This window comes from Aeromonas sp. s13, from assembly GCF_040907905.1.
Taxonomy (GTDB): Bacteria; Pseudomonadota; Gammaproteobacteria; order Enterobacterales; family Aeromonadaceae; genus Aeromonas; species Aeromonas veronii.
On sequence record NZ_JBFOCS010000078.1, the window covers coordinates 1 to 20,473 of the forward strand.

18 protein-coding genes are annotated in these 20,473 nt (G+C 58.4%); 7 read left to right on the plus strand and 11 right to left on the minus strand.

Going from position 1 to position 20,473, the window contains the following annotated elements:
* Nucleotides 1-168: 168 nt before the first annotated feature.
* From AB5Y82_RS17095 to glpT, 9 genes are all read right to left on the minus strand, one after another.
* Nucleotides 169-1,359: an amino acid aminotransferase gene (locus tag AB5Y82_RS17095; protein ID WP_005350888.1), complete on the minus strand. Its 1,191-nt coding sequence runs from the start codon at nucleotides 1,357-1,359 to the stop codon at nucleotides 169-171.
* A 145-nt stretch (nucleotides 1,360-1,504) separates the two neighbouring features.
* Nucleotides 1,505-2,446, minus strand: a complete 942-nt coding sequence (locus tag AB5Y82_RS17100; protein ID WP_162632475.1) for a hypothetical protein — start codon at nucleotides 2,444-2,446, stop codon at nucleotides 1,505-1,507.
* 171 nt (nucleotides 2,447-2,617) lie between these two features.
* Nucleotides 2,618-3,490 (minus strand): HTH-type transcriptional regulator HdfR, encoded by an 873-nt coding sequence (hdfR, locus tag AB5Y82_RS17105; protein ID WP_005337525.1) that lies wholly within the window; start codon nucleotides 3,488-3,490, stop codon nucleotides 2,618-2,620.
* Complete coding sequence (locus tag AB5Y82_RS17110) at nucleotides 3,490-3,861, minus strand: DUF413 domain-containing protein (RefSeq protein WP_005350885.1); 372 nt, start codon at nucleotides 3,859-3,861, stop codon at nucleotides 3,490-3,492. Before AB5Y82_RS17110 ends, hdfR begins: the two co-directional genes overlap by 1 nt.
* 298 nt (nucleotides 3,862-4,159) lie before the next feature.
* Nucleotides 4,160-4,642 (minus strand): serine protease inhibitor ecotin, encoded by a 483-nt coding sequence (eco, locus tag AB5Y82_RS17115; RefSeq protein WP_005337529.1) that lies wholly within the window; start codon nucleotides 4,640-4,642, stop codon nucleotides 4,160-4,162.
* A gap of 218 nt (nucleotides 4,643-4,860) precedes the next feature.
* On the minus strand, nucleotides 4,861-5,949 hold the full coding sequence (gene glpQ / locus AB5Y82_RS17120) for a glycerophosphodiester phosphodiesterase (protein ID WP_111899559.1): 1,089 nt from the start codon (nucleotides 5,947-5,949) through the stop codon (nucleotides 4,861-4,863).
* Nucleotides 5,950-6,055: 106 nt separating this feature from the next.
* The gene (gene glpD / locus AB5Y82_RS17125; RefSeq protein WP_111899558.1) at nucleotides 6,056-7,543 is read right to left on the minus strand and encodes a glycerol-3-phosphate dehydrogenase; all 1,488 of its coding nucleotides are present in this window, start codon (nucleotides 7,541-7,543) and stop codon (nucleotides 6,056-6,058) included.
* 310 nt (nucleotides 7,544-7,853) lie between these two features.
* The gene (locus AB5Y82_RS17130) at nucleotides 7,854-8,612 is read right to left on the minus strand and encodes a DeoR/GlpR family transcriptional regulator (RefSeq protein WP_005347045.1); all 759 of its coding nucleotides are present in this window, start codon (nucleotides 8,610-8,612) and stop codon (nucleotides 7,854-7,856) included.
* A gap of 102 nt (nucleotides 8,613-8,714) precedes the next feature.
* Nucleotides 8,715-10,073, minus strand: a complete 1,359-nt coding sequence (gene glpT, locus AB5Y82_RS17135; protein ID WP_005337540.1) for a glycerol-3-phosphate transporter — start codon at nucleotides 10,071-10,073, stop codon at nucleotides 8,715-8,717.
* A gap of 489 nt (nucleotides 10,074-10,562) precedes the next feature.
* Between glpT and AB5Y82_RS17140 the strand changes: the two genes are divergently transcribed.
* The 4 genes from AB5Y82_RS17140 to AB5Y82_RS17155 all read left to right on the plus strand — a co-directional run bounded on the left by AB5Y82_RS17140 (nucleotide 10,563) and on the right by AB5Y82_RS17155 (nucleotide 15,597).
* Nucleotides 10,563-11,411 (plus strand): MIP/aquaporin family protein, encoded by an 849-nt coding sequence (locus AB5Y82_RS17140; protein WP_005350866.1) that lies wholly within the window; start codon nucleotides 10,563-10,565, stop codon nucleotides 11,409-11,411.
* Between the two features lie 54 nt (nucleotides 11,412-11,465).
* Nucleotides 11,466-12,968, plus strand: a complete 1,503-nt coding sequence (glpK, locus tag AB5Y82_RS17145) for a glycerol kinase GlpK (protein ID WP_111899557.1) — start codon at nucleotides 11,466-11,468, stop codon at nucleotides 12,966-12,968.
* A gap of 226 nt (nucleotides 12,969-13,194) precedes the next feature.
* Nucleotides 13,195-15,171, plus strand: coding sequence for a methyl-accepting chemotaxis protein (locus AB5Y82_RS17150; protein WP_111899556.1), 1,977 nt, complete (start codon nucleotides 13,195-13,197; stop codon nucleotides 15,169-15,171).
* 192 nt (nucleotides 15,172-15,363) lie between these two features.
* Nucleotides 15,364-15,597, plus strand: a complete 234-nt coding sequence (locus tag AB5Y82_RS17155) for a hypothetical protein (protein WP_111899555.1) — start codon at nucleotides 15,364-15,366, stop codon at nucleotides 15,595-15,597.
* A 171-nt stretch (nucleotides 15,598-15,768) separates the two neighbouring features.
* Here the strand turns inward: AB5Y82_RS17155 and AB5Y82_RS17160 are convergent, their stop codons facing one another.
* Nucleotides 15,769-16,671, minus strand: a complete 903-nt coding sequence (locus AB5Y82_RS17160) for a LysR substrate-binding domain-containing protein (protein ID WP_111899554.1) — start codon at nucleotides 16,669-16,671, stop codon at nucleotides 15,769-15,771.
* A gap of 191 nt (nucleotides 16,672-16,862) precedes the next feature.
* Here AB5Y82_RS17160 and AB5Y82_RS17165 point away from each other — a divergent pair, with 191 nt between their 5' ends.
* The 3 genes from AB5Y82_RS17165 (at nucleotide 16,863) to dkgB (ending at nucleotide 19,049) form a co-directional block, all read left to right on the plus strand.
* Complete coding sequence (locus tag AB5Y82_RS17165) at nucleotides 16,863-17,249, plus strand: DUF6404 family protein (protein ID WP_111899553.1); 387 nt, start codon at nucleotides 16,863-16,865, stop codon at nucleotides 17,247-17,249.
* Nucleotides 17,250-17,883: 634 nt separating this feature from the next.
* Complete coding sequence (locus tag AB5Y82_RS17170; protein ID WP_040097728.1) at nucleotides 17,884-18,180, plus strand: putative quinol monooxygenase; 297 nt, start codon at nucleotides 17,884-17,886, stop codon at nucleotides 18,178-18,180.
* A gap of 65 nt (nucleotides 18,181-18,245) precedes the next feature.
* Complete coding sequence (dkgB, locus tag AB5Y82_RS17175; RefSeq protein ID WP_111899552.1) at nucleotides 18,246-19,049, plus strand: 2,5-didehydrogluconate reductase DkgB; 804 nt, start codon at nucleotides 18,246-18,248, stop codon at nucleotides 19,047-19,049.
* Between the two features lie 161 nt (nucleotides 19,050-19,210).
* On the opposite strand, the gene AB5Y82_RS17180 is transcribed toward dkgB, so the two are convergent.
* Nucleotides 19,211-20,218 carry an HAD family phosphatase gene (locus AB5Y82_RS17180; protein ID WP_111899551.1) on the minus strand — a complete coding sequence of 336 codons (1,008 nt, stop codon included), beginning with the start codon at nucleotides 20,216-20,218 and terminating at the stop codon, nucleotides 19,211-19,213.
* Between the last annotated feature and the right edge of the window lie 255 nt (nucleotides 20,219-20,473).

Genomic DNA, 20,473 nt, shown 5'->3' on the forward strand with positions numbered 1-20,473 from the left:
AGCGAGTAATCGCGCTGTGTCCGTTTCACACCTTGTCCCATCGGGTTCTCCATTTATTGGGGGGAAAGGTGTAAACCATATTCAGGACGGGACATGGCGATCAAAAAAGCCCGTCACCAAGGTGACGGGCTTTTTCATGGCATAGTGCCAGAGCACAAGGTGATGCGATTACAGCACCTTGGCGATCGCCTCGCAGAGGGGATCGATATTGGCGCGGGTAATACCGGCTACGCTGATCCGGCCTGAGCCGACGATGTAGATGGCAAATTCGCTCTTGAGGCGCTCCACCTGATCCTTGGTGAGACCGGAGAAGGAGAACATGCCGTTCTGCTCGCGGATAAAGCTGAAATCCTGGCTCACGCCGAGGGCAGCCAGCTTCTCGACCAGCAGCTCGCGCATCTCGCGAATACGCACCCGCATGGCAGCCACTTCTTCGACCCACTCGGCATAGAGAGCCGGATCGCTCACCACGGCGGTGACCACAGCGGCGCCGTGTGACGGCGGGTTGGAGTAGTTGGCACGAATGACGGTCTTGACCTGAGTGAAGGCCACATCGGCGATCTCTTTGGTCGCGCTCACCAGCGTGAAGGCGCCGACCCGCTCGTTGTAGAGGCCGAAGTTCTTGGAGAAAGAGCTCGCCACCAGCAGCTCGTCATGGCACTCGGCGAAGATGCGCAGGCCTTCGGCATCCTCTTCGATACCACGGGCAAAACCCTGATAGGCGAAGTCAAACAGCGGCAACCAGCCGGCCGCAGCACTCTGCTTGGCCAGCGCGCGCCACTGATCACTAGTGGGGTCGATACCGGTCGGGTTGTGGCAGCAACCGTGCAGCAGCACCAGCTCACCCGGCTGCACTTCGGCCAGCGAGGCCTGCATGGCAGCAAAGTCGAGCCCCTTGGTGGCGGCGTCGTAGTACTTGTACCACTTGACGGTCAGGCCCGCGGCCTGGAATACGCTGACGTGGTTGGCCCAGGTGGGATCGGAGATCCAGATGGTCTTGGCCAGACCGTTGCGCACCACGAATTCGGCCGCGATACGCAGGGCACCGGTACCGCCCGGCGCTTGCGCGGTCTTGGCGCGACCGCTGGCAACCAGCGCAGAGTGCTGCCCGAACAGCAGTTGCTGCACGATGCGGCCATATTCGATATTGCCTTCAATACCGAGGTAGTTCTTGGTCTTCTCGTCGGTCAGCAGCTTCTGCTCGGCTTTCTTGACGCAGTGAAGAATGGGGGTGGCACCGGACTCGTCCTTGTAGATCCCTACGCCCAGATTGATCTTGTGGCTGCGAGAGTCAGCGCGGAAGGCTTCGGTCAGGCCCAGGATCGGATCCGCTGGGGCGGCAACAACCTTTTCAAACATGGTATTCCCTGTATTCCGTTGAGTTCGTTGGGTGGCAAAGCGGCTTGATAAACAAAAGCGCTCATCTGGCGAGCGCTTCGTCAACTCTTTATATCACCGCGTTCAATGAGGGAAAACCGCTTTTTGGCTCGCTTTCAGGCCAATTTCAACCAACGGCATGCCACGCTGGCGCCAGCGCACACACCTCGGCCGACAAGCCACCATTGGACTCAACCAAACCGCTACAAACTGCTAACAATGACTTGGGGATCCGGCTCGGTTCCCACGGCCTAGCCTCAGTCAAAGGTTGGGCATACGCACTGAGGATGGGAGCCAGATCACGGGGCAGCCACCAGCTGGCCGGACGACCCAAGCGCTGGGCCAGCGCCTGCAGCCGATCCACCCCGGCAGGGTCGAGGGCGGTGAGATGACTCCACAACACATTGGGGGGCAAGGCGGCCACCACCTGCTGCAAGGCAAGGGGAGCCGATGGGGGTGCCCACACCAGCAAGGTGCCAGCATCAAGGGGCAACTCGGCAAAGGCGCCGACGCTGTCTGTGGTGATCACCCGCTCGATACTCCCCTCCCCCCACAGGATCTTGCCAAGACCCGCCAGGGTGCGCTCGGGCAGCGCCACCTCCCCCAGCGCCTGCAACCAGGGGGCTGCGTCGATCAGGGTGCCGCCGCTAAAAAAGAGGCTGAACGGCTGGGCGGCGCGCAAGCGCAACAGCTGATCGGCGCAGAGCCGGATCCCCTTGTCCTCGAAATCAATCTGCTCGTTGGGGGTGAAGTTCACTTCGCTCTTGCGATAGAGCGCCGCCAGCACCCGTTCGTTGACCAGCTCCCCCAATTGCCAGCCCTGTGCATGCAACCACTCCTCGGGCTCGGGGGGGGCGGTGGCGATCTCGGCCAGCATCAGTTCGCGGGTGAGATAGCGCCGCCCGGCCGGAGTGAGCTCATAGCTGTGGCTGCCATGGGCGAGCAGCAGCTGGTTATCCTTGAGCAGGCCCACCAGCGGTTGCCACTGGCGGCCACGGATCACCACAGGTGAGTGGCTCAGCAACTGCTGCGCCAGCGCCCGCCATTCGGGGTGACTAAAGTCGATCAATTACAATCCATCCCTGTCAGTGCTCAATCGGATAAACAGCCTGAAAAGTTACCGTTACAGGCCGATGACGCCAAGCCTCCCGCGCCAATTACGTGACCTCGCTCCCTGCAATTCTCCCCAAACAGAAGAGCCCACCGTGGGGTGGGCTCTTCCTTGGATAACACTCGACGCTTATTCGACGTTAAGACGCAACTCGGCATCGTGCCAACCCAGTGGCAGGGTCAGCAACTGATCGATCAGCTCCCGGCGATCGGATTTCTCCAGATAGGCAAGATAGAGCGGACGGCTCAGCGGCTGGCCCCCCTCCACCAGATGGAGCGCCCCCTTCTCGAGGAAGGGGCTAACCATCCGCCGTGGCAGGTAGGCAGCACCACCGTTGGCCAGCACGAACTGCAACGCCATGCTGGCGGAGCTGGAGTGCAGCACCGGGGTCTTTTGCAGGCTCTGCAAGCGGCTGGGTTGCGGCTCGAAGCTGGTGCCCCAGTCGAGGTGGATGTGCGGCATCTGCATCAGGTTGTCGGCATTGGCGGCCGGATCCCGGCTCACTAGCTCGAACACCAGCTCACCGATGGGATGCAGGGCAATCTCGTCGATCTTGGTGGGCTCGGAGAGCAGGGCCAGATCGAGGGAGCGCTCCAGCAACTGGCGGCAGAGATGCTCGCGGGAAGCTGTTTCCAGCCGCACCGCCAAACCGGGCGCCAGCGCATAGATGTGATTGAGCCAGTCGTTGAAATCGAGCTCCCAGAACACCGCGGGCGCGCCGATGGCCAACTGCTGGCTGAATCCCGGCGAGAGTGCCACATCCTGCTTGGCACGACCAAGGGTGTGCAAGATGGCGTCTGCGTAGGGCAGCAGACGTTCACCGGAGGCGGTCAGACGGATGTTGTTGCGATGACGGGCAAACAGACTGACACCCAGTTGCTGCTCTAGCTGGCGGATCCGGAAACTCACCGCCGACTGGGTCAGGTAGAGATTTTCAGCAGCCCGGCCAAAATGCCGGGTCTTGCTCACCTCGATAAAGGTCCGAAGCAGCTCGGTATCCATTAATCGATGGACTCGTCACTGCCACCACCGCTGCCACCACCGACATCAAAGCTGCCGCCACCGCTGCTCTCTTCGCTGGCGCCGCCAACGACGGTGCAGAGGCGATGAACGCGCTTGGGACCAATCACCTTGAGGTACTTGAACCACACCTTGGCATGGGGGTTGGCACCGGCTTCGCCGGATTTGACCTGCTCGACGAAGGCGGACTCGACATCGTCACGGGGTGCAAGGTTGCCCTGGTAGAGTGCCAGCATGGCGGTACCATACTTTTCCAGACTGTCCGCTTCGGCCACAGTGAATTCGCCACTGCGACGCAGGCCACGGGGAAAATGTTTGAAGTCGTTGAAACGCTTGTCTGATTCGAAGCTCATAGTGCTCTTTTTTCTGGTTAGTTTGACCTTTGCGGGCAAGTATCATCAGGCCATCGCCGAGTGCAAAATCAATTTTCTCACTATGTTAATAAATATCTTTTATCGAAGTCACTTTGCCCCATCGCTGACGCCGATTTTGTGGCATAACACACAAAAAACGTTGATAAATAATAAACTTATGTAAACGTGCAGCCAATTTGCACGTCACTTTTTGGACTGTGCAGGCAAAAATAAAGCGCCATACGGCGCTTTATTTATCACATCAGGTGAACCAGCTGAACCTTTGGTTCAAACATGCTTACTCAATCATGGCCGGTTGGGCCAGGTTGTCGGCACGCCACAGACGGTAGCGCACTTCATACTCCTGCGGCACGTAGATCACGAACGGCAGTTTTGAGTTGTAGTTCACGAAGAAGCCCTGACCGTAGATCTGGACGAAGGTCTCTTTCTGCTGGTTATCCGGGCACATCATCAGGGTGCTGATGGGGTCGGAGACCTTGCCCAGTTTCAGGTAGTTGTAGCCCCAGCCTTTGACGCTGTGCTGTTCCAGGTTGCCTGCAAAACGCGGTACGTTGCAATCAACCATCATCTTTTTGCCGACCTGCAGCTCGACCATCATGTCGGCTTCTTTTTCGACTTCAGGCAGGCGGATCACCACACGTTCCTGATTCACGTCAGCGGCTGGGAACATGCTGATATCAAATTTTTTCGGCTCGGCGGCGAAGGCATGGCCACCCAGCAACAAGGCGCCCAGCAGGCTAAAACGCAATACGGTTTTCATCTGTACCTCATGGGGTTGGTTCAACGCCGCTAGACTAACCGCTCTGCCGATTTCATGCCAGCGATCTGCTACGTAAAAACTGCGTAAAATGATGCAGATCCGGCACACCATGACGTGATCTGGCTATTTTCTGACAGGGCGCACACTCCCGTTGCAAGAGCCTGAAACAAAAAGCGAGGCCAATTGGCCTCGCTTTGCATTCAAATGGCGCCAGAGTGCTATTTGGCCGCATCTTGATGGGCCTTGATGACGGCCACCGCCTTGTCAGGGAAGTCACTGAACACCCCGTCCACATCAGCCTGATAGAGGAAGATGTTAAGGAGATCGGTAAAGTCCTTGGCATAGGCCGGGATCTGCCCCTCATCCTGACGGAAGGTATAGGGGTGAACTTTCAGGCCCGCCGCGTGGGCTTCTTTTACCATGCCGGTGAAGACCGGCTTGCCCAAAGTGCCCGGCTCGGTGACGATCATCGGCTTCCACGGGCCAATCCCTTCGGCATAGCTGGCGATGGTTTTCATCGCCCCCGGCTTGAACATCCAGTCATAGTTGTAGGGGGTCGCCTTGCCCTTGGCGTCGTAGACCATGGTCTCGTTCCAGTCGGTCTCGGCCATCAGCTGCACCAGTTTCAGATCCATACCCATGGCGGGCATCAGTTCGCTGTTGATGCGCTTGAGTTCATCGGCATCGAAGCACTGCAGATAGACCTTGTCATCCTTCCCGGTGTAGCCGTACTCCTTGAGCACCTTCAGCACCGCCTTGGAGATATCCTTGCCTTCGTGACGGAACAGCCAGGGCGCCTTGATCTCCGGGTAGATCCCGATGTTCTTGCCGGTGCTCTTGTTGAGCCCCTGAATCATCTCGATCTCCTCCTGGAAGGTATGGATCTTGAAGTCTGACTTCCAGAGCGGGAAGCGGGCCGGATAGACCGGCACCTGCTTGCCATCCACCAGCTGGAACGGCTCGGTCATACGCAGGGAGCGCACCTCGTCCAGGGTGAAATCCACCACATAATAACGGCCGTCCGGACGGGCACGACCGGGGAAGCGCGCCGCCACATCGGTGATGCCATCGAGGAAGTGATCGTGCATCACCACCAGCTGGTCATCCTTGGTCATGACCAGATCCTGCTCCAGATAGTCAGCGCCCATGCCATAGGCCAGCGCCTTGGACTCCAGGGTATGCTCGGGCAGGTAGCCGGAAGCGCCACGGTGGGCGATCACAACCTTGCCTTCATCGGCAGCCAACACGGGTAATGAGAGGGATGCCCCAAGGCTCAAGGCGATGAGAGAAACGGCGAGTTTTTTCATATGTGATGCTCTTTATTATTGTGTGTAGGTAATTGTTCTATCAGAGGTTTGTTGCATATTTACGGTGGAAAGCGGTGGGCAGCAGCGCACTGCCCACCGTCACTCATCAGCTCGCCTTGCGCAGAGCCTGATGGTATTGGTCGAGCCAAATCTGCAGCATCTGCTGCTCTGAGTCGTTCAGGCGCAGCCCCAGCTTGCTGCGGCGCCAGAGGATATCGTCCAGTGAACAGGCCCACTCCCGCTCGATGAGATAGCGCACTTCCGACTCGTAGAGACCGCTACCGAAGTGAATGCCGCGATCCTCTTTCAGCCAGAGACGGGCATGGGCGCCATAGGCCTCGGCAATGCGCAGGGCGCTGCGATCATCGAGCCAGTCAAACTCCAGCGCAAAGGCGCGGGCCAGCTCGCGAACCGAGCAGTCAAACTCGCCACCCGGCAGACGGCTGGTCGCCGTCCAGTCATCCCCCATCTGGCTAAACCAGGGCTTGAGCTTGTTGCAGGCAGCCTGCGCCAGCTTGCGATAGGTGGTGAGCTTGCCGCCAAATACCGAGAGCAGCGGCGCACCATCCGATTCGCCAGAGAGCTCGAGAGTGTAGTCGCGGGTCACCGCCTGCGGCGAGTCTGACTCGTCGTCACAGAGCGGACGCACCCCGGCGTAAGTCCAGATCACATCTTGCGGCGCAATTTGGCGAGTGAAGTGGGCGTTGACCACCTTGCACAGGTAATTGATCTCGGCATCGCTGATCTTCGCTTCCCGCGGGCTGCCGTGATGTTCCACATCCGTGGTGCCGATGAGGGAGTAGTCCTGCTGATAAGGGATAACGAAGACAATACGGTTGTCCTCGTTTTGCAGGATATAAGCCTCTTCGCGCTCATGGATGCGCGGCACTATCATGTGGCTGCCTTTAATAAGGCGAATGCCGCGGGGTGATTTCTCGTGCAGGCTCTCGTCATAGAAGGTCTTGACCCAAGGGCCCGCCGCATTGACCAGACCACGGCAGGTGGCGGTGAACTGCTCGCCCCCTTCCCGCTCCAAAGTGAGCGTCCAGTGTTTGGAACCGCGCACCGCCTTGATGCAGCGGGTGCGGGTCTGTACATCGGCCCCCTTGTCACGAGCCATCATGGCATTGAGCACCACCAGCCGGGCGTCGTCGACCCAGGCGTCCGAGTATTCAAACCCCTTATTGATCCCTGCGGTCAAGCCATCTTGCGGCAGGAAGCGCACGCCACAGCTCCCCTTGAGCTTGTCGCGCTTGGCCAGATTGTCATAGAGGAACAGACCGGCGCGGATCATCCAGGCCGGACGCAGGTGCGGGCGGTGCGGCAGGCGAAAACGCATGGGACGGGCGATGTGAGGCGCCATACCGAGCAGCACCTCACGCTCCGCCAACGCCTCTTTCACCAGCCGGAATTCGTAATGTTCGAGATAGCGCAAACCGCCGTGGATCAGCTTGCTGGAGTTGGACGAGGTGGCAGAGGCGAGATCTTGCGCCTCAAACAGGGCAACCTTCAGACCCCGTCCTGCCGCATCGGCTGCGATGCCGACCCCGTTGATGCCGCCACCGACGACAACCAGATCATAATGTTCGCACATGTTCACCTACTTTCATTTTTATGATTGCTACAACAGCAATGTTTGATTTCGCTCATTTTAGAACATGAAAATACAACAAACGAACATTTTATGGTGAAAGTGTGATCGCCACAGCCCGCCAGAGGTGGCAAAGGGGACAGGTCAGCTGAGCAAATGGCGTCGGGCCGAAATCAGCGGGTTACTAGCCAAAAAAACCAGATTGAATAGTGGTTTTGGCAATACCCATAAAGGGGTGAGATGACGCAGGAACGGGAGAGAGAAAGGAGGCCGCCCTGACGGGCGACCGGCACAGCCTGGGCGTGTTTCGCCGTCAGCAGATGTGGCAGGCGATCTGGTGTTGCGCCATCAATCGCGTCAGCTTTTCCGGTGGCTCCTGATCGGTAAAGAGGGCGTGGATCTGGCTGAGATTGCCCAGATTGACCATGGCATTGCGACCGAACTTGGTGTGGTCGGCGGCAAGGAACACCTGACGGGAGTGGGCGATGATGGCTTGGGCAATCTTCACCTCGTGATAGTCGAAATCGAGCAGGGAGCCGTCGTTGTCGATCCCCGAAATCCCGATGACACCATAGTCCATGCGAAACTGACCGATAAAGTCGCGGGTCGCCTCCCCCACGATGCCGCCATCGCGGTTGCGGATCTCGCCACCGGCAATGATGACGGTGAAGTCATCCTTGGCCGTCAAAATGCTGGCCACGTTGAGGTTGTTGGTGACGATGCGCAGCTCGCGGTGATCGAGCAGGGCGCGGGCAATGGCTTCGGTGGTGGTACCTATGTCGATAAAGAGCGATGAGCCGTCGGGAATATTGGCCGCAACCTCGCGGGCGATGCGCTCTTTCTCCTTGAGTTGCATCACTTTACGGGCGCTGTAGGCGGTATTGACGGTACTCGAATGCAGGGAGGCACCGCCATGATGGCGCCGGATCTTGTTCTGTTCGGCGAGATCGTTCAGATCCCGGCGAATGGTCTGGGGGCTGACGTCAAAGTGGGTCACCAGATCGTCGGTCGAGACAAATCCCTGCCGCGTCAGGACGTCCAGGATCTCCAGATGTCGTTGGGTTTGCTTCACGCTTGCACTCCGATGATGAGACAAAAAAAGGCCCCGGCAGATGCGGGGCCTTTTGGCAGTTTACCTGATCCCCTTTGGGATCAATAAGCTGAGGATCACGTTTTATGCCTTATGGGCAGCCGCTTTCTTGGCCGCAACGGCAATGTTCTCATGCTTGAGGGTCATCGCCAGCAGGATGATGGAGAGCACGCAGGAGACGGTCAGCACCATGAAGCCGCCATCCCAACCGAAGTGGTCAACGGTATAACCCAGCATGGCGTTGGCTGCCACGGCGCCGCCCAGATAACCGAACAGACCGGTGAAACCTGCCGCAGTACCGGCTGCTTTCTTCGGTGCCAGCTCAAGAGCATAGAGGCCGATCAGCATGACAGGGCCGTAGATCAGGAAGCCGATAGCCACCAGCGCCATCATGTCGATGGTCGGGTTGCCGGCCGGGTTGAACCAGTAAACCAGCACAGCCAGAGTCACCAGCACCATGAACAGGATACCGGCCGGTGCACGGCGGCCCTGGAACATCTTGTCAGAGATCCAGCCACACAGCAGGGTGCCCGGAATACCGGCCCACTCGTAGAGGAAGTAAGCCCAGGAGGAGTTGTCGACGGTGAAGTGCTTGGCCTCTTTCAGGTAGGTTGGCGCCCAGTCCAGCACACCGTAACGAATGAGGTAAACGAAAGCGTTGGCGATCGCGATGTACCACAGCAGTTTGTTGTGCAGCACGTACTTGACGAAGATCTCCTTGGCGGAGAACTCCTGCTCGTGGCTCTCGTTGTAATCCTTCGGATAGTCGTTCTTGTACTCCTCGATGGGAGGCAGACCGACCGATTGCGGGGTATCACGCATCACGAAGAAGGCGATCACCGCGATGGCGGCCGCCGCTGCCGCAGGCACATAGAAGGCGCTGCGCCAGTCGTTGAACCAGCCCATCCCGAGGATAAACAGCGGGCCAATCATGCCGCCACCCACGTTGTGTGCCACGTTCCAGACCGCAACCACTTCGCCGCGCTCTTTCTGCGACCACCAGTGCACCATGGTGCGACCGCAGGGCGGCCAGCCCATGCCCTGTGCCCAACCGTTCAGGAACAACAGCACAAACATGATGGCAATGCTGGAGGTGGCCCAGTGCATGGTACCCATCATGAACATGATGGCAGCCGAGAGCAGCAGACCGGCGGAGAGGAAGTAACGGGCGTTGGAACGGTCGGAGACGTTCCCCATCAGGAACTTGGACAAACCGTAAGCGATGGAGACCCCGGAGAGCGCGAAACCGAGATCACCACGGGAGAAGCCCTGCTCGATCAGATAGGGCATCGCCAGACTGAAGTTTTTCCGTACCAGGTAGTAGCCGGCGTAACCGAAGAAGATCCCGAAAAACACCTGCCAACGCATGCGTTTGTAGAAGGGGTCGACCTTGTCAGCCGGGAGCCTGTCGATGTGCGCCGCAGGCCTGAAGAGACTAAGCATGTTCTGCTTCCTTATTGTTGTTATGGGCGGTTGAGGATGCCCTGACCATTCCAACGAATCATGTGAGTCCACTGATTCGTAAGCGAGCCTATTGTGCTCATATGCGCTCATTTAATCTGTGATGCATGCTCAAATATTGCAGTTTTATTACAAATAAAAGCTCCAAATGAGAAATTACTCAGCAAGCGCCAGCCCTTGTGTGGCAAGGGTTACAAGCTACCCCCTAAGTGGTAACTGGCGTTAATCAAGATGCTTTACGTCACATTTTCTTAGCAATGAGTGGGATCTTGTCCACATTTCCTATGGAGGGGGGATGGTGAAATTATTGGGAAGGGTTATTTTCTGTCACGACCGATAACGAGCGCAAACGAGCATAACGTTTGCGCAAGACGCAAAAACAACAAGGAAACGTTTTTGGCGGCAACGGATAGACACAAAAAGATAAAACGGAACATCAAACCTCTACGGGTGGATATAAGGAACAAAAGTATGAGCATACAAAGACCCAATACCCTGCTTGGCGAGTGCATCGCCGAGTTTATCGGAACCGGCCTGCTGATATTTTTCGGCGTCGGATGTGTGGCGGCACTGGTGCTGGCTGGCGCCAACTTCGGGCAGTGGGAAATCTCCATTACCTGGGGTCTGGGTGTGGCCATCGCCATCTATGTGACCGGCGGCATTTCAGGTGCCCACCTGAACCCGGCTGTAACCCTGGCGCTGATGACCTTCTGCGGGTTCGACAAGCGCAAAGTGGTCCCCTACATCATCGCCCAGATGGCCGGTGCCTTCTGCTTCGCGGCCCTTGTCTACTTCCTTTATGGTAACCTTTTCACCCAGTGGGAAGTGACCCATAACGTGGTGCGCGGCAGCGTCGAGAGCCTCGGCACCGCCGGGATCTTCTCCACCTACCCCAATGCCCTGCTGACCAATATGCAAGCTTTTGCCGTCGAGTTGGTGATCACCGCCGTCCTGATGCTGGGCATCATGGCGCTGGGTGACAACAACAACGGCGCCCCCAAAGGTTTCGCGGCCGCTCTGCTGATCGGTATCCTGATCGCGGTGATCGGTGCCTCCCTTGGCCCGTTAACCGGTTTTGCCATGAACCCGGCCCGTGACTTTGGTCCGAAACTGTTCGCGTTCTTTGCTGGCTGGGGTGATGTTGCCCTGACCGGTGGTCGTGACAACCCCTACTTCTGGGTTCCGATCCTTGGCCCCATCGTTGGCGCCCAGATTGGTACCGCGCTGTATGTCAAAGTGCTGGCTCCCTGCGTCCCGGGCAACCGTGTCGTCACCACCGAGCAAGCGACCCAAACCGCCAAAGAAGAGGCTGCCGCATAAGAGCGGCCCCCTCCAACGTATAAAAACGTGGAAAATAGAAACGTGGAGAACATCATGTCTGCTGAAAAGAAATATGTCGTCGCTCTGGACCAGGGAACCACCTCTTCCCGCGCCATCGTGTTTGATCAGGATGCCAACATTGTCGGTACCTCCCAGCGCGAGTTCACCCAGCACTACCCGAAAGCGGGCTGGGTAGAGCACGACCCGATGGAGATCTGGGCGACCCAATCCTCCGTCTTTACCGAAGTGCTGGCCAAGACCGGCCTGCGCAGCGAAGAGATCGCCGCCATCGGTATCACCAACCAGCGTGAAACCACAGTGGTATGGGAAAAGGCCACCGGCAAGCCCATCTACAACGCCATCGTCTGGCAGTGCCGCCGCACCGCCGCCATCTGCGAGGAGCTGAAAACACGTGGTCTGGAAGAGTACGTTCGCGAGAACACCGGTCTGGTGCTGGATGCCTACTTCTCCGGTACCAAGGTGAAGTGGATCCTCGACAACGTGGAAGGTGCCCGCGAGAAGGCGATGAACGGCGAGCTGCTGTTTGGCACCATCGACACCTGGTTGGTCTGGAAGATGACCAATGGCGAAGTGCATGTCACCGACCCGACCAACGCCTCCCGCACCATGCTCTACAACATCCGCGAGCTGAAGTGGGACGAGAAGATGCTGGACGAGCTGGGCATCCCCATGTCAATGCTGCCGGAAGTGAAACCCTCTTCCGAAGTGTATGGCTACACCACCCGTGGCGGCGGCTCCCGCATCCCCATCGCAGGTATTGCCGGTGACCAGCAGTCTGCCCTGTTCGGCCAGCTCTGCTTTGAAAAAGGGATGGCCAAGAACACCTACGGTACCGGCTGCTTCATGCTGATGAACACCGGCACCGAGCCGGTTCGCTCCAGCAACGGCCTGCTGACTACCGTTGCCATCGGCCCGAAAGGGGAAGTGAACTACGCGCTGGAAGGTGCGGTGTTTATGGGCGGCGCCACCATCCAGTGGCTGCGTGACGAGCTGAAGATCATCCACGATGCCCGCGATACCGACTACTTCGCCTCCAAGGTGGGTGACACCAACGGTGTCTATCTGGTACCAGCCTTCGTCGGTCTGGGTGCGCCCTACTGGGATCCGTATGCTCGCGGCACCATGGTCGGTCTGACCCGTGGTGCCAACCGCAACCACATCATCCGTGCTGCGCTGGAATCCATCGCCTATCAGAGCCGCGATGTGCTGGATGCGATGCAGCAGGACTCCGGTATCAAGCTGGCAGCGCTGAAAGTAGACGGCGGCGCCGTAGCCAACGACTTCCTGATGCAGTTCCAGGCTGACATGATGCACACTCCGGTGGTACGTCCGACCCGCATCGAGACCACCGCCATGGGCGCCGCCTTCCTGGCTGGTTTGGCAGTCGGCTTCTGGAAGAGCTCGGACGAGCTGGAAGACAAGTTCAGCGTGGACCGCGAGTTCATCCCGCAGATGGACAGAGACGATCGCGCCAAACGTTACAACGGCTGGCAAAAAGCAGTTGAGCGTTCACGCCGTTGGGCTGAAGAGGATTGATCGGGCATCCGACATTCCGTTGAGATAAACCCCAGAGAGGCCGACCGCAATGTCGGCCTCTCTTTTTATGCTTTCCCTTGCCGGTTTCTGCCCCCTTCCCCGCTCATTGCTCCCTCCTGTTTTTCTGCCACCCTCTGTTGTCACCATCCGCCACAACACAATTGAGTTCTCTATCTATAATCATCATCTGGGTCGCATATGCGACCTTATTTATGAGGAGAGCGATATGGAGAGGGCGATACACCGTTTTACACTGCAATCACTCTGGTCAGGGCTCGGGATCCGCACCCGGATCCTCGCTGGCGTGGCGATACTGATGGCCATCGCCATCAGCTGCATCACCTTGATCCTCGAGCAGATATCCCACAGTCAGGCCCAGCAGCGAGTCGAACGTTACGAGCTGCCAAGCAGCGTGGATCGCATTGCCAACCAGCTGACCGCGCAGCTTATCCAGCACCTGACCGAAGCGCAGGCGCTGGCCAGCAACCGTTTTGTCATCGACTGGCTGACCGCTGGCATGCCAGAGCAAGAGTGGCCCGCCATGGAACGCTACTTTCAGGATCTGCAACGGCGGATCGGCGGCAACGTCTTTATCGCCCCCCGCCAGAGCAACACCCTGATCAACTTCAGCGGTGGCCCCACCGCCCAGAAATCGCTGAGCGAATCAGACCCGAAAGATGGGTGGTTTTTCGGCTTTCTCAAACGCAGCAAACCCTATGAGCTGAACCTCGACATCTCGGATTTTGACAAGCGCGCCTCCCTCTATATCAACACCGCCGTCACCCACGAGGGCAAGACCCTGGCGGTGGCTGGCACCTCCATCGATATGAGCGCCCTGAGCAAACTCATCAGCGGCTACCGGATCGGCAAGAGCGGTCAGGTCTATCTGGCCGACATGGAGGGCAATATCGAGATCCACCCCGAGCAGGAGGTAGAAGGGGCCGCCCACCACCAGCAATCCTTCCTCGATACCGTCAAGCGGCTTATTCCCAATGCCCGGGAACAGGTGGCCGTAGAGGCGCTAACGCTGGAGGGACAAACCTACCTCATCGCGGTGCGTTACATCCCCACCCTCAACCGGCTGCTGATTGGCGAGATCAACAGCGCCGAGCTGGAAGAGGGCCTGCAGGAATCCCGCCAGCTCATTATCATGGTCTCGCTCGCCATCGGCGGGATCGCCATGCTGGCCTCCGCCTGGCTGGCTCACTCCATCAGTCGCCCCATTCGTCAGGCTGCCGATGGCATGCACCACATCACCGCCGATCGGGATCTGGCAACCCGCCTCGACTTCTCTGACGAGTCGGAGCTGGGGCTGATGGCCCAAAGCTTCAATCGGCTGATCCAGAGCCTGAACCAGAGCTTCTCCCGCTTCCAGCAGTCAGGCAGCGCCCTCTCCGCCCAGTCGTCCCAATCCATGCAGCAGGCCCAGGCACTGGCAGGAGAAGCGTGCCAGCAGGCCCAGAGCATTCAGGAGCTGACCACTGTGGTCACCACCATCGGTGACAACGCCGAGCAGATCGCCAGCCGCTCTGAAGGGGTCAACGACGTGACCCAACGCATCGCCAACCATATGCTCAGCATCGAGCAGGATGTGACCCAGAGCGCCGCGCAACTCGACACCTTGCGCAGCAGCATCGGCAGCTCCTCGGCCCTGCTAGATGAGGTGGTGAAAGACAGCAACAACATCACCCAGATCATGAACCTCATCCGCGATGTCTCGAACCAGACCAACCTGCTGGCCCTCAATGCGGCCATCGAAGCGGCCCGTGCGGGGGATATGGGACGGGGCTTTGCGGTGGTGGCCGACGAGGTACGCCAACTGGCTGTGCGTACCCAGACTGCCACCAAGGATGTGCAGGATCTTATCTTGCGCCTGCAGGAGGGAACCCGGCAGGCCAGCAGCTCGATGGCAGACTCCCGCAACCTGAGCGAAGAGGGATACAACCGGATGAATCAGGCCAGAGAGGTGCTGGTTGATGCCACCAGCCAGATCAACCAGACCGCCCTCGAGATCAACGAGATCAGCGCGCTGGCGCAGGCGCAGAATCAACAGATGGGGCAAGCCAGAACCGCGCTCGACGAGCTGGCCATGGTGGCCGAACACCAGCGGGAACACGCGCAAGAGAGCAATGCCGCCAGCCGCGAACTGTTCGAACTGGCCAAGGCCATCGACGAGCAGATCCGCCAATACCGGATTGGCTAGACCCGGCGCTTCCCTCTCTACTCTCAATAACCAAGACGCCACCACAGGGTGGCGTTTTCATTTTGCAAATCATTTTGCCTGCGCTCTCGAAACGGGAATGACGAGAATAACTGCAAACCATTGATAATTAACATGAAAAAATGTGGAACGGCCATTGCTTAGTGATATCAGACTCACCAGAGGGATATCGCCATGAAACCGACCACTACTCAAGCGCCCGTAGCCCACGTCGCCACTCAAAAAGAGACACTGACCCCCCGCGAAGGCACCTTCCTGATGATGGTGGCCCAGCTAGTGGTGCTCACCTGCATCGTACTGGCCGCCACCATAGGCGGCCTCTCCTGGCAGTGGACCCTGCTGCTGGCCATTCCACCGGTGATCGGCGGCGCCCTGCTCAGCCGGGTATGGGGCAAACTGCCACGGTAACTGCGCTTCAGCTCACACACCTTCCCGAACCGGCGGCCGACCCTCAAGTCGGCCGTCTGTTTATCTGCCACCTGGCTAATGCTGATTGGCCGCAACGAAGGCGCGGCTTGTTTTTCGTTAAGCAAACCGCAGCGACGAACCGTTCAAACAAACCGCACAAACCAACCTGAACTACAGGGTATGGCTGCCCAGCTGCTCTTTAAGAAAATCGAGCCAGACCCGCAGCCGGATATCCCGCTGGGCATCGGAGTAGAAGACCGCATTGATGGGGCGCGAGGCGCCGCTGTTGCTGCGGGCCAGCACCTCCACCAGCGCGCCGCTCTCCCGATCCGGCCCGGTCATGAAATCTGACAGACAGACAATCCCCTGACCCGCCAGCGCCAGCTGACGCAAGGTTTCACCGCTGCTGGCACGCAGGCTGGGGGTGATGGCAAAGCGATCCCCCTGCTCGGCACTGAGCAGCGGCCAGTGGTTGAGGTGATCGGGATGCAAAAAGCCGAGCAGCTCGTGACCGCTCAGCAGATCCGCCGGTTGGCGCGGGGTGCCGCGCTCGCTCAAATAAGTGGGGGAGGCCAGCAGCCGCAGCCGCGAACGGCCCAGCGGCAGCGCACGCAGGGAGGAGTCGGTCAGCTCGCCGATGCGGATGGCCATGTCCACCCGCCGCTCCATCAGATTGATAAAGCCCTCCGAGCTGTGCAGCTGCAGCTCGATGGCAGGGTAGCGACGGCGAAACTCGCCGATGATCGGCACCAGCCGGTGCAGAATAAAGGGGGTAGCGGCATCTACCCGCAAGATCCCCTCTGGTTGCTCCCGGCGCATCAGCAGATGCCCCTCCGCCTCGCTCATCTCGGTCAGGATCTTCACCGCCCGCTGATAGAACCAGCTCCCCTCCTCGGTCAGACTGACCCGGCGGGTGGTGCGATTGAGCAGCACGGTAGAGAGTTTCTCCTCCAGCCGCTTGATACCGCGGCTCACCACCGAGTTGTCCATGCCGAGGTTCTCCGCCGCCTGGCGAAAACTGCCCGCCTCCACCACCGCCACAAACAGGGTCAGTTCATCAGAATGGGTCTTCATTGCTGTTATCCGGACAAGAGTAATGGGCCTTTATAGGCGTAGCTACTGTGGATTGGCAAGCGTGCTCAGACTGACGATCTTGTTTTTCGAAGAGAAATAACCAGAGAGAATCACTATCTCTCACCCTGTTTAATCAGTAGAATGCGATCAAGAGGAATCGTATGAAGCCAGATCATCAAGGAGATACATTAATGGAGTTTGAAGAACGGCTGGCTATTGCCCATCAACTACTGGCTGACAGTGGCCTCAAGGAATTTCACTACAATCCGTGGCTGTTCAAATTGCTGCGTAAACTCGGCGTCCCCGTCAAGCCGCCTTATTACGCGGGCTGTTTTACCAATTTCCTCTGTTCCGGCCTATCTATTGCGCCGTTATGGGGTCTGATTATGTGGACATTCGTCTGGCATCCAGAGGGAAGGGATCTTTTATCAGCCCTGTTCAACACAGCCATGTTCGCTGGCGTATTTGGTCTTTTCACCTTAATTGGACTCTGGCTCAAACGCCGGCAGCTTGGATTGACCCCATGGGAGCAGTTGGAGCACCAGCACATCAGTGAAGGCACAGCAGAAGAAGGTTAAAGCCCCTGCTGCGGATTGAAACTGAGTGCAATACAGGCTCTGAAGAGCACACTTTCACAGACTCGGACTCTCACCTTGCCGGATTTCGTTAAATTTTTTATCAGCTTTTCAATTAACTGCCTCATCCAAACCGCCATTGGCCTCTTGGTTCTCGCCTACAGGCTTTTCCGCCACCACAATGGCAACTGGCGCAGCTATCGACGAAGCTGGGATCCTCTCCCTCTATTTGCCTCCATTTTCCTTGGCATGGTGATCGCAAAAAAGCTTCATCCGGCCATCATGGCAGCCTTGTAGTGATTGGCCATAGCTTGGACGTTCAATCAAGTAGTTCACCAGATGATCAAACAGTTGTGCCCTCACTGTGAGATAAGCACTGGATCAAAGCGTCCATACGGGCCAGTAATATCTCTTTGCGGGTTTTAGGTGGTTTGCCATTGAACGCGCAATCAGCGAAGGTGAGCTGGTGACTCATGCAGAAACAGGGGTGTTGGCTACAAATTCAGACAATCATTCATAAAAATTTCTCACTACTGCTATTGCTGCTCTCCCCCCAATACTGTTTTGCGACCAGCGCCCTGTTTCCAGCAAGTCACGGCAGGCATACTGACCCTTCGTTTTTGCCAAGGAGGTTCAGATGTCATCACCCGTGATTGTGATTGCCCAGCTTGAAGCCAAACCCGAATTCGCCGCCCAGTTTCGCGCCGCCCTTGAGCCGCTGATTGCGGCCACCTTGCAAGAGGCGGGCTGCCAGCGCTATCAGTTGCATCAGGACTTGGACAATCCAAACAGCTGGATGCTCTACGAGGTGTGGGAGAGCGAAGCGGCCCTCACCGCCCATCAGGGTCAACCCCACTTTACCGAATTTGTCGCCAAGGCCGAGCCCTGGTTTGCCAGCAGCACCATTCGCCGCTATCAGCCTCTGGGCGCCTGACTGGCCCCTGTGCCACTTTCCACTTAGCCCATCAAGGGCCAACCACCACCCCATTGAGGAACGAGATGATCAATATGCCACCCATGGGTCTGGGCACTTTCCGCCTGAAGGGCGAGCCGCTGCTTGCCACCCTGACCAACGGTCTGGAGCTGGGCTATCGCCATATCGATACCGCCCAGATCTATGACAACGAAGCCGAGGTCGGCGCCGTGCTGACCCGCAGTACTGTTGCCCGCCACGAGATCTACCTGACCACCAAGGTGTGGACCAGCGAGTTTGGCCCGGGCAAGCTGATCCCGAGCCTTGAGGTGAGCCTCGAAAAACTGGGCACCGACTATCTGGATCTGGCGCTGATCCACTGGCCCTCCCCCAAGGATGAGGTGCCGATGGCAGTCTATCTGGAGCAGCTGGCCGAGGCCAAAACACAAGGCCTGACCCGGGAGATCGGGGTCTCCAACTTCACCGTGGCCCAGCTCAAACAGGCTATCGAGATTTTGGGGCCGGGGGCCATCGCTCACCAGCAGCTCGAGGTTCATCCCCTGCTGCAAAACCGCAAGGTGGTCGAGTTCTGTAAAGCCCAGGGTATCGCCGTCACCGCCTATATGCCGCTCGCCTATGGCAAGGTGCTGAGCGAGCCGCTGCTGATGGAGATTGGCAGACGCCACGGGGTATCGGCGGCGCAGGTGTCGCTGGCCTGGCTGCTGGCGCAGGAGATGACAGTGATCCCGAGCTCCACCAAGCGGGAGAATCAGGCCGCCAATCTGGCCGCTCTCGATATCACCTTGAGCAGCGAGGAGATGGCCGCCATCGCCACGCTGGATCGGGGCGAGCGCTGCGCCAATCCCGACTTTGCCCCTGCATGGGACTGACGCGAAAGGCGTGAGACTAACGCGAAAGAAAGGCTGGCTCGCCAGCAAGCCAAATTAAACAGGGAGAGCATCATGCTCTCCCTGTCTCTTTTCTTGCCTCACGCTTTGCAGCGCTTGCTGAACGTCCAGTCGCCACATTGATGCCAGATACAGCCCCGCAATCAGGGCGCGTTCTGGCAAAGGGCGGGATCGAATACCTGATTCCAGTCTGATTTCATGTCGACCACCACCCAGCCCCGCGCTTTTGCCTGTGCCAGCCCGTCGATCAGCTTGCCGCTGGCTGGCGGATGGCTGTCGTAAGCATATTCGCGCTTGGCATCGGTGTGGTGCACCAGCAGGCCGAAGGTGTGGTAATCCGGGTTGGTCGAGGTGTATTGCAGCATGGGCACGTCGCCATCGCTGTTGCCAAAGGCGCCGACCGGACGCTGCCCCATAAAGAGGTGAATGGCGGCCGGTTTCGCCTTGCTGTCATCGAAATAGGCGCCGTTCATGGTCTTGCGGATCTCGCTGCCCTCCCCGGTCAGGGCAAACTCGCCGAGGGTAAAGGAGCCAATCACCTGCTGGGGCGGGATGCCATACATCTGCTCGGACATCACCCGCATAAAATCGACGCCGCCGCCGGAGACAATCCAGGTCTGAAAGCCATTGTCCCGCAGATACCCCAGCAGCTGCTTCATCGGCAGATACCCGAGCTGATCGTAGTGGCAGCCAAAACGGGGATCCTTGCTGCTGTTGACCCAGCGAGTGACCCGCTCGGCAAACTCGGTGGTAGTCATGCCGCTGTGGGTCAGTCCCACCAGCTTGGCGAGCCCCTTCTCCCCCGATTTGGCCACGGCCTTGAGGTCGTTGTTCAGCACTGCCGCGACAATGGGGTCGGCCTTCCACTCCGGATGTTCCGGTGCCAGGCGCTTGATCTCGTCCATCGCAAACTGCAGCTGATAGGTCATGGGCGCTTCAGGCCAGAGGGTGCCGTCATTATCAAACACCACATGGCGCTTCTCTGGCGGAATAAAAGTGGCCTGTTGCTGATCGGTGGCATTGGTTACCCAGCGGGTGATCGCCTGCTTGGCTGCCGTGTCATTCCAGGCAGAGAGGGGATCGCTCTGGCCAGCCTGTACCGCAAAGGCACCGCACAGCAGCAAAAGAGAGGAGAGTCGATTCAATGCCATCATGTTACCTGTCAGCTGGATATTGCCTGTCTATTGCCTGTAGATGAAAGCGCACGGCCATCACAACACCGGCGCGCATGGATTCAACACACTCGGGTTTCACAGGGAAAATCCTATGGCGGCCCGCTTGTACTGGAGCTTAAGCAAGCTCAGAAAAGGAGCAGCGTTCATCCCGTTCTGCGAGGCAGATCACTGCGTTGCGCTCACGCCGCGGGCAACCCCCCCCCCCTCCCCATCGTCATTGCTGCTGATTTG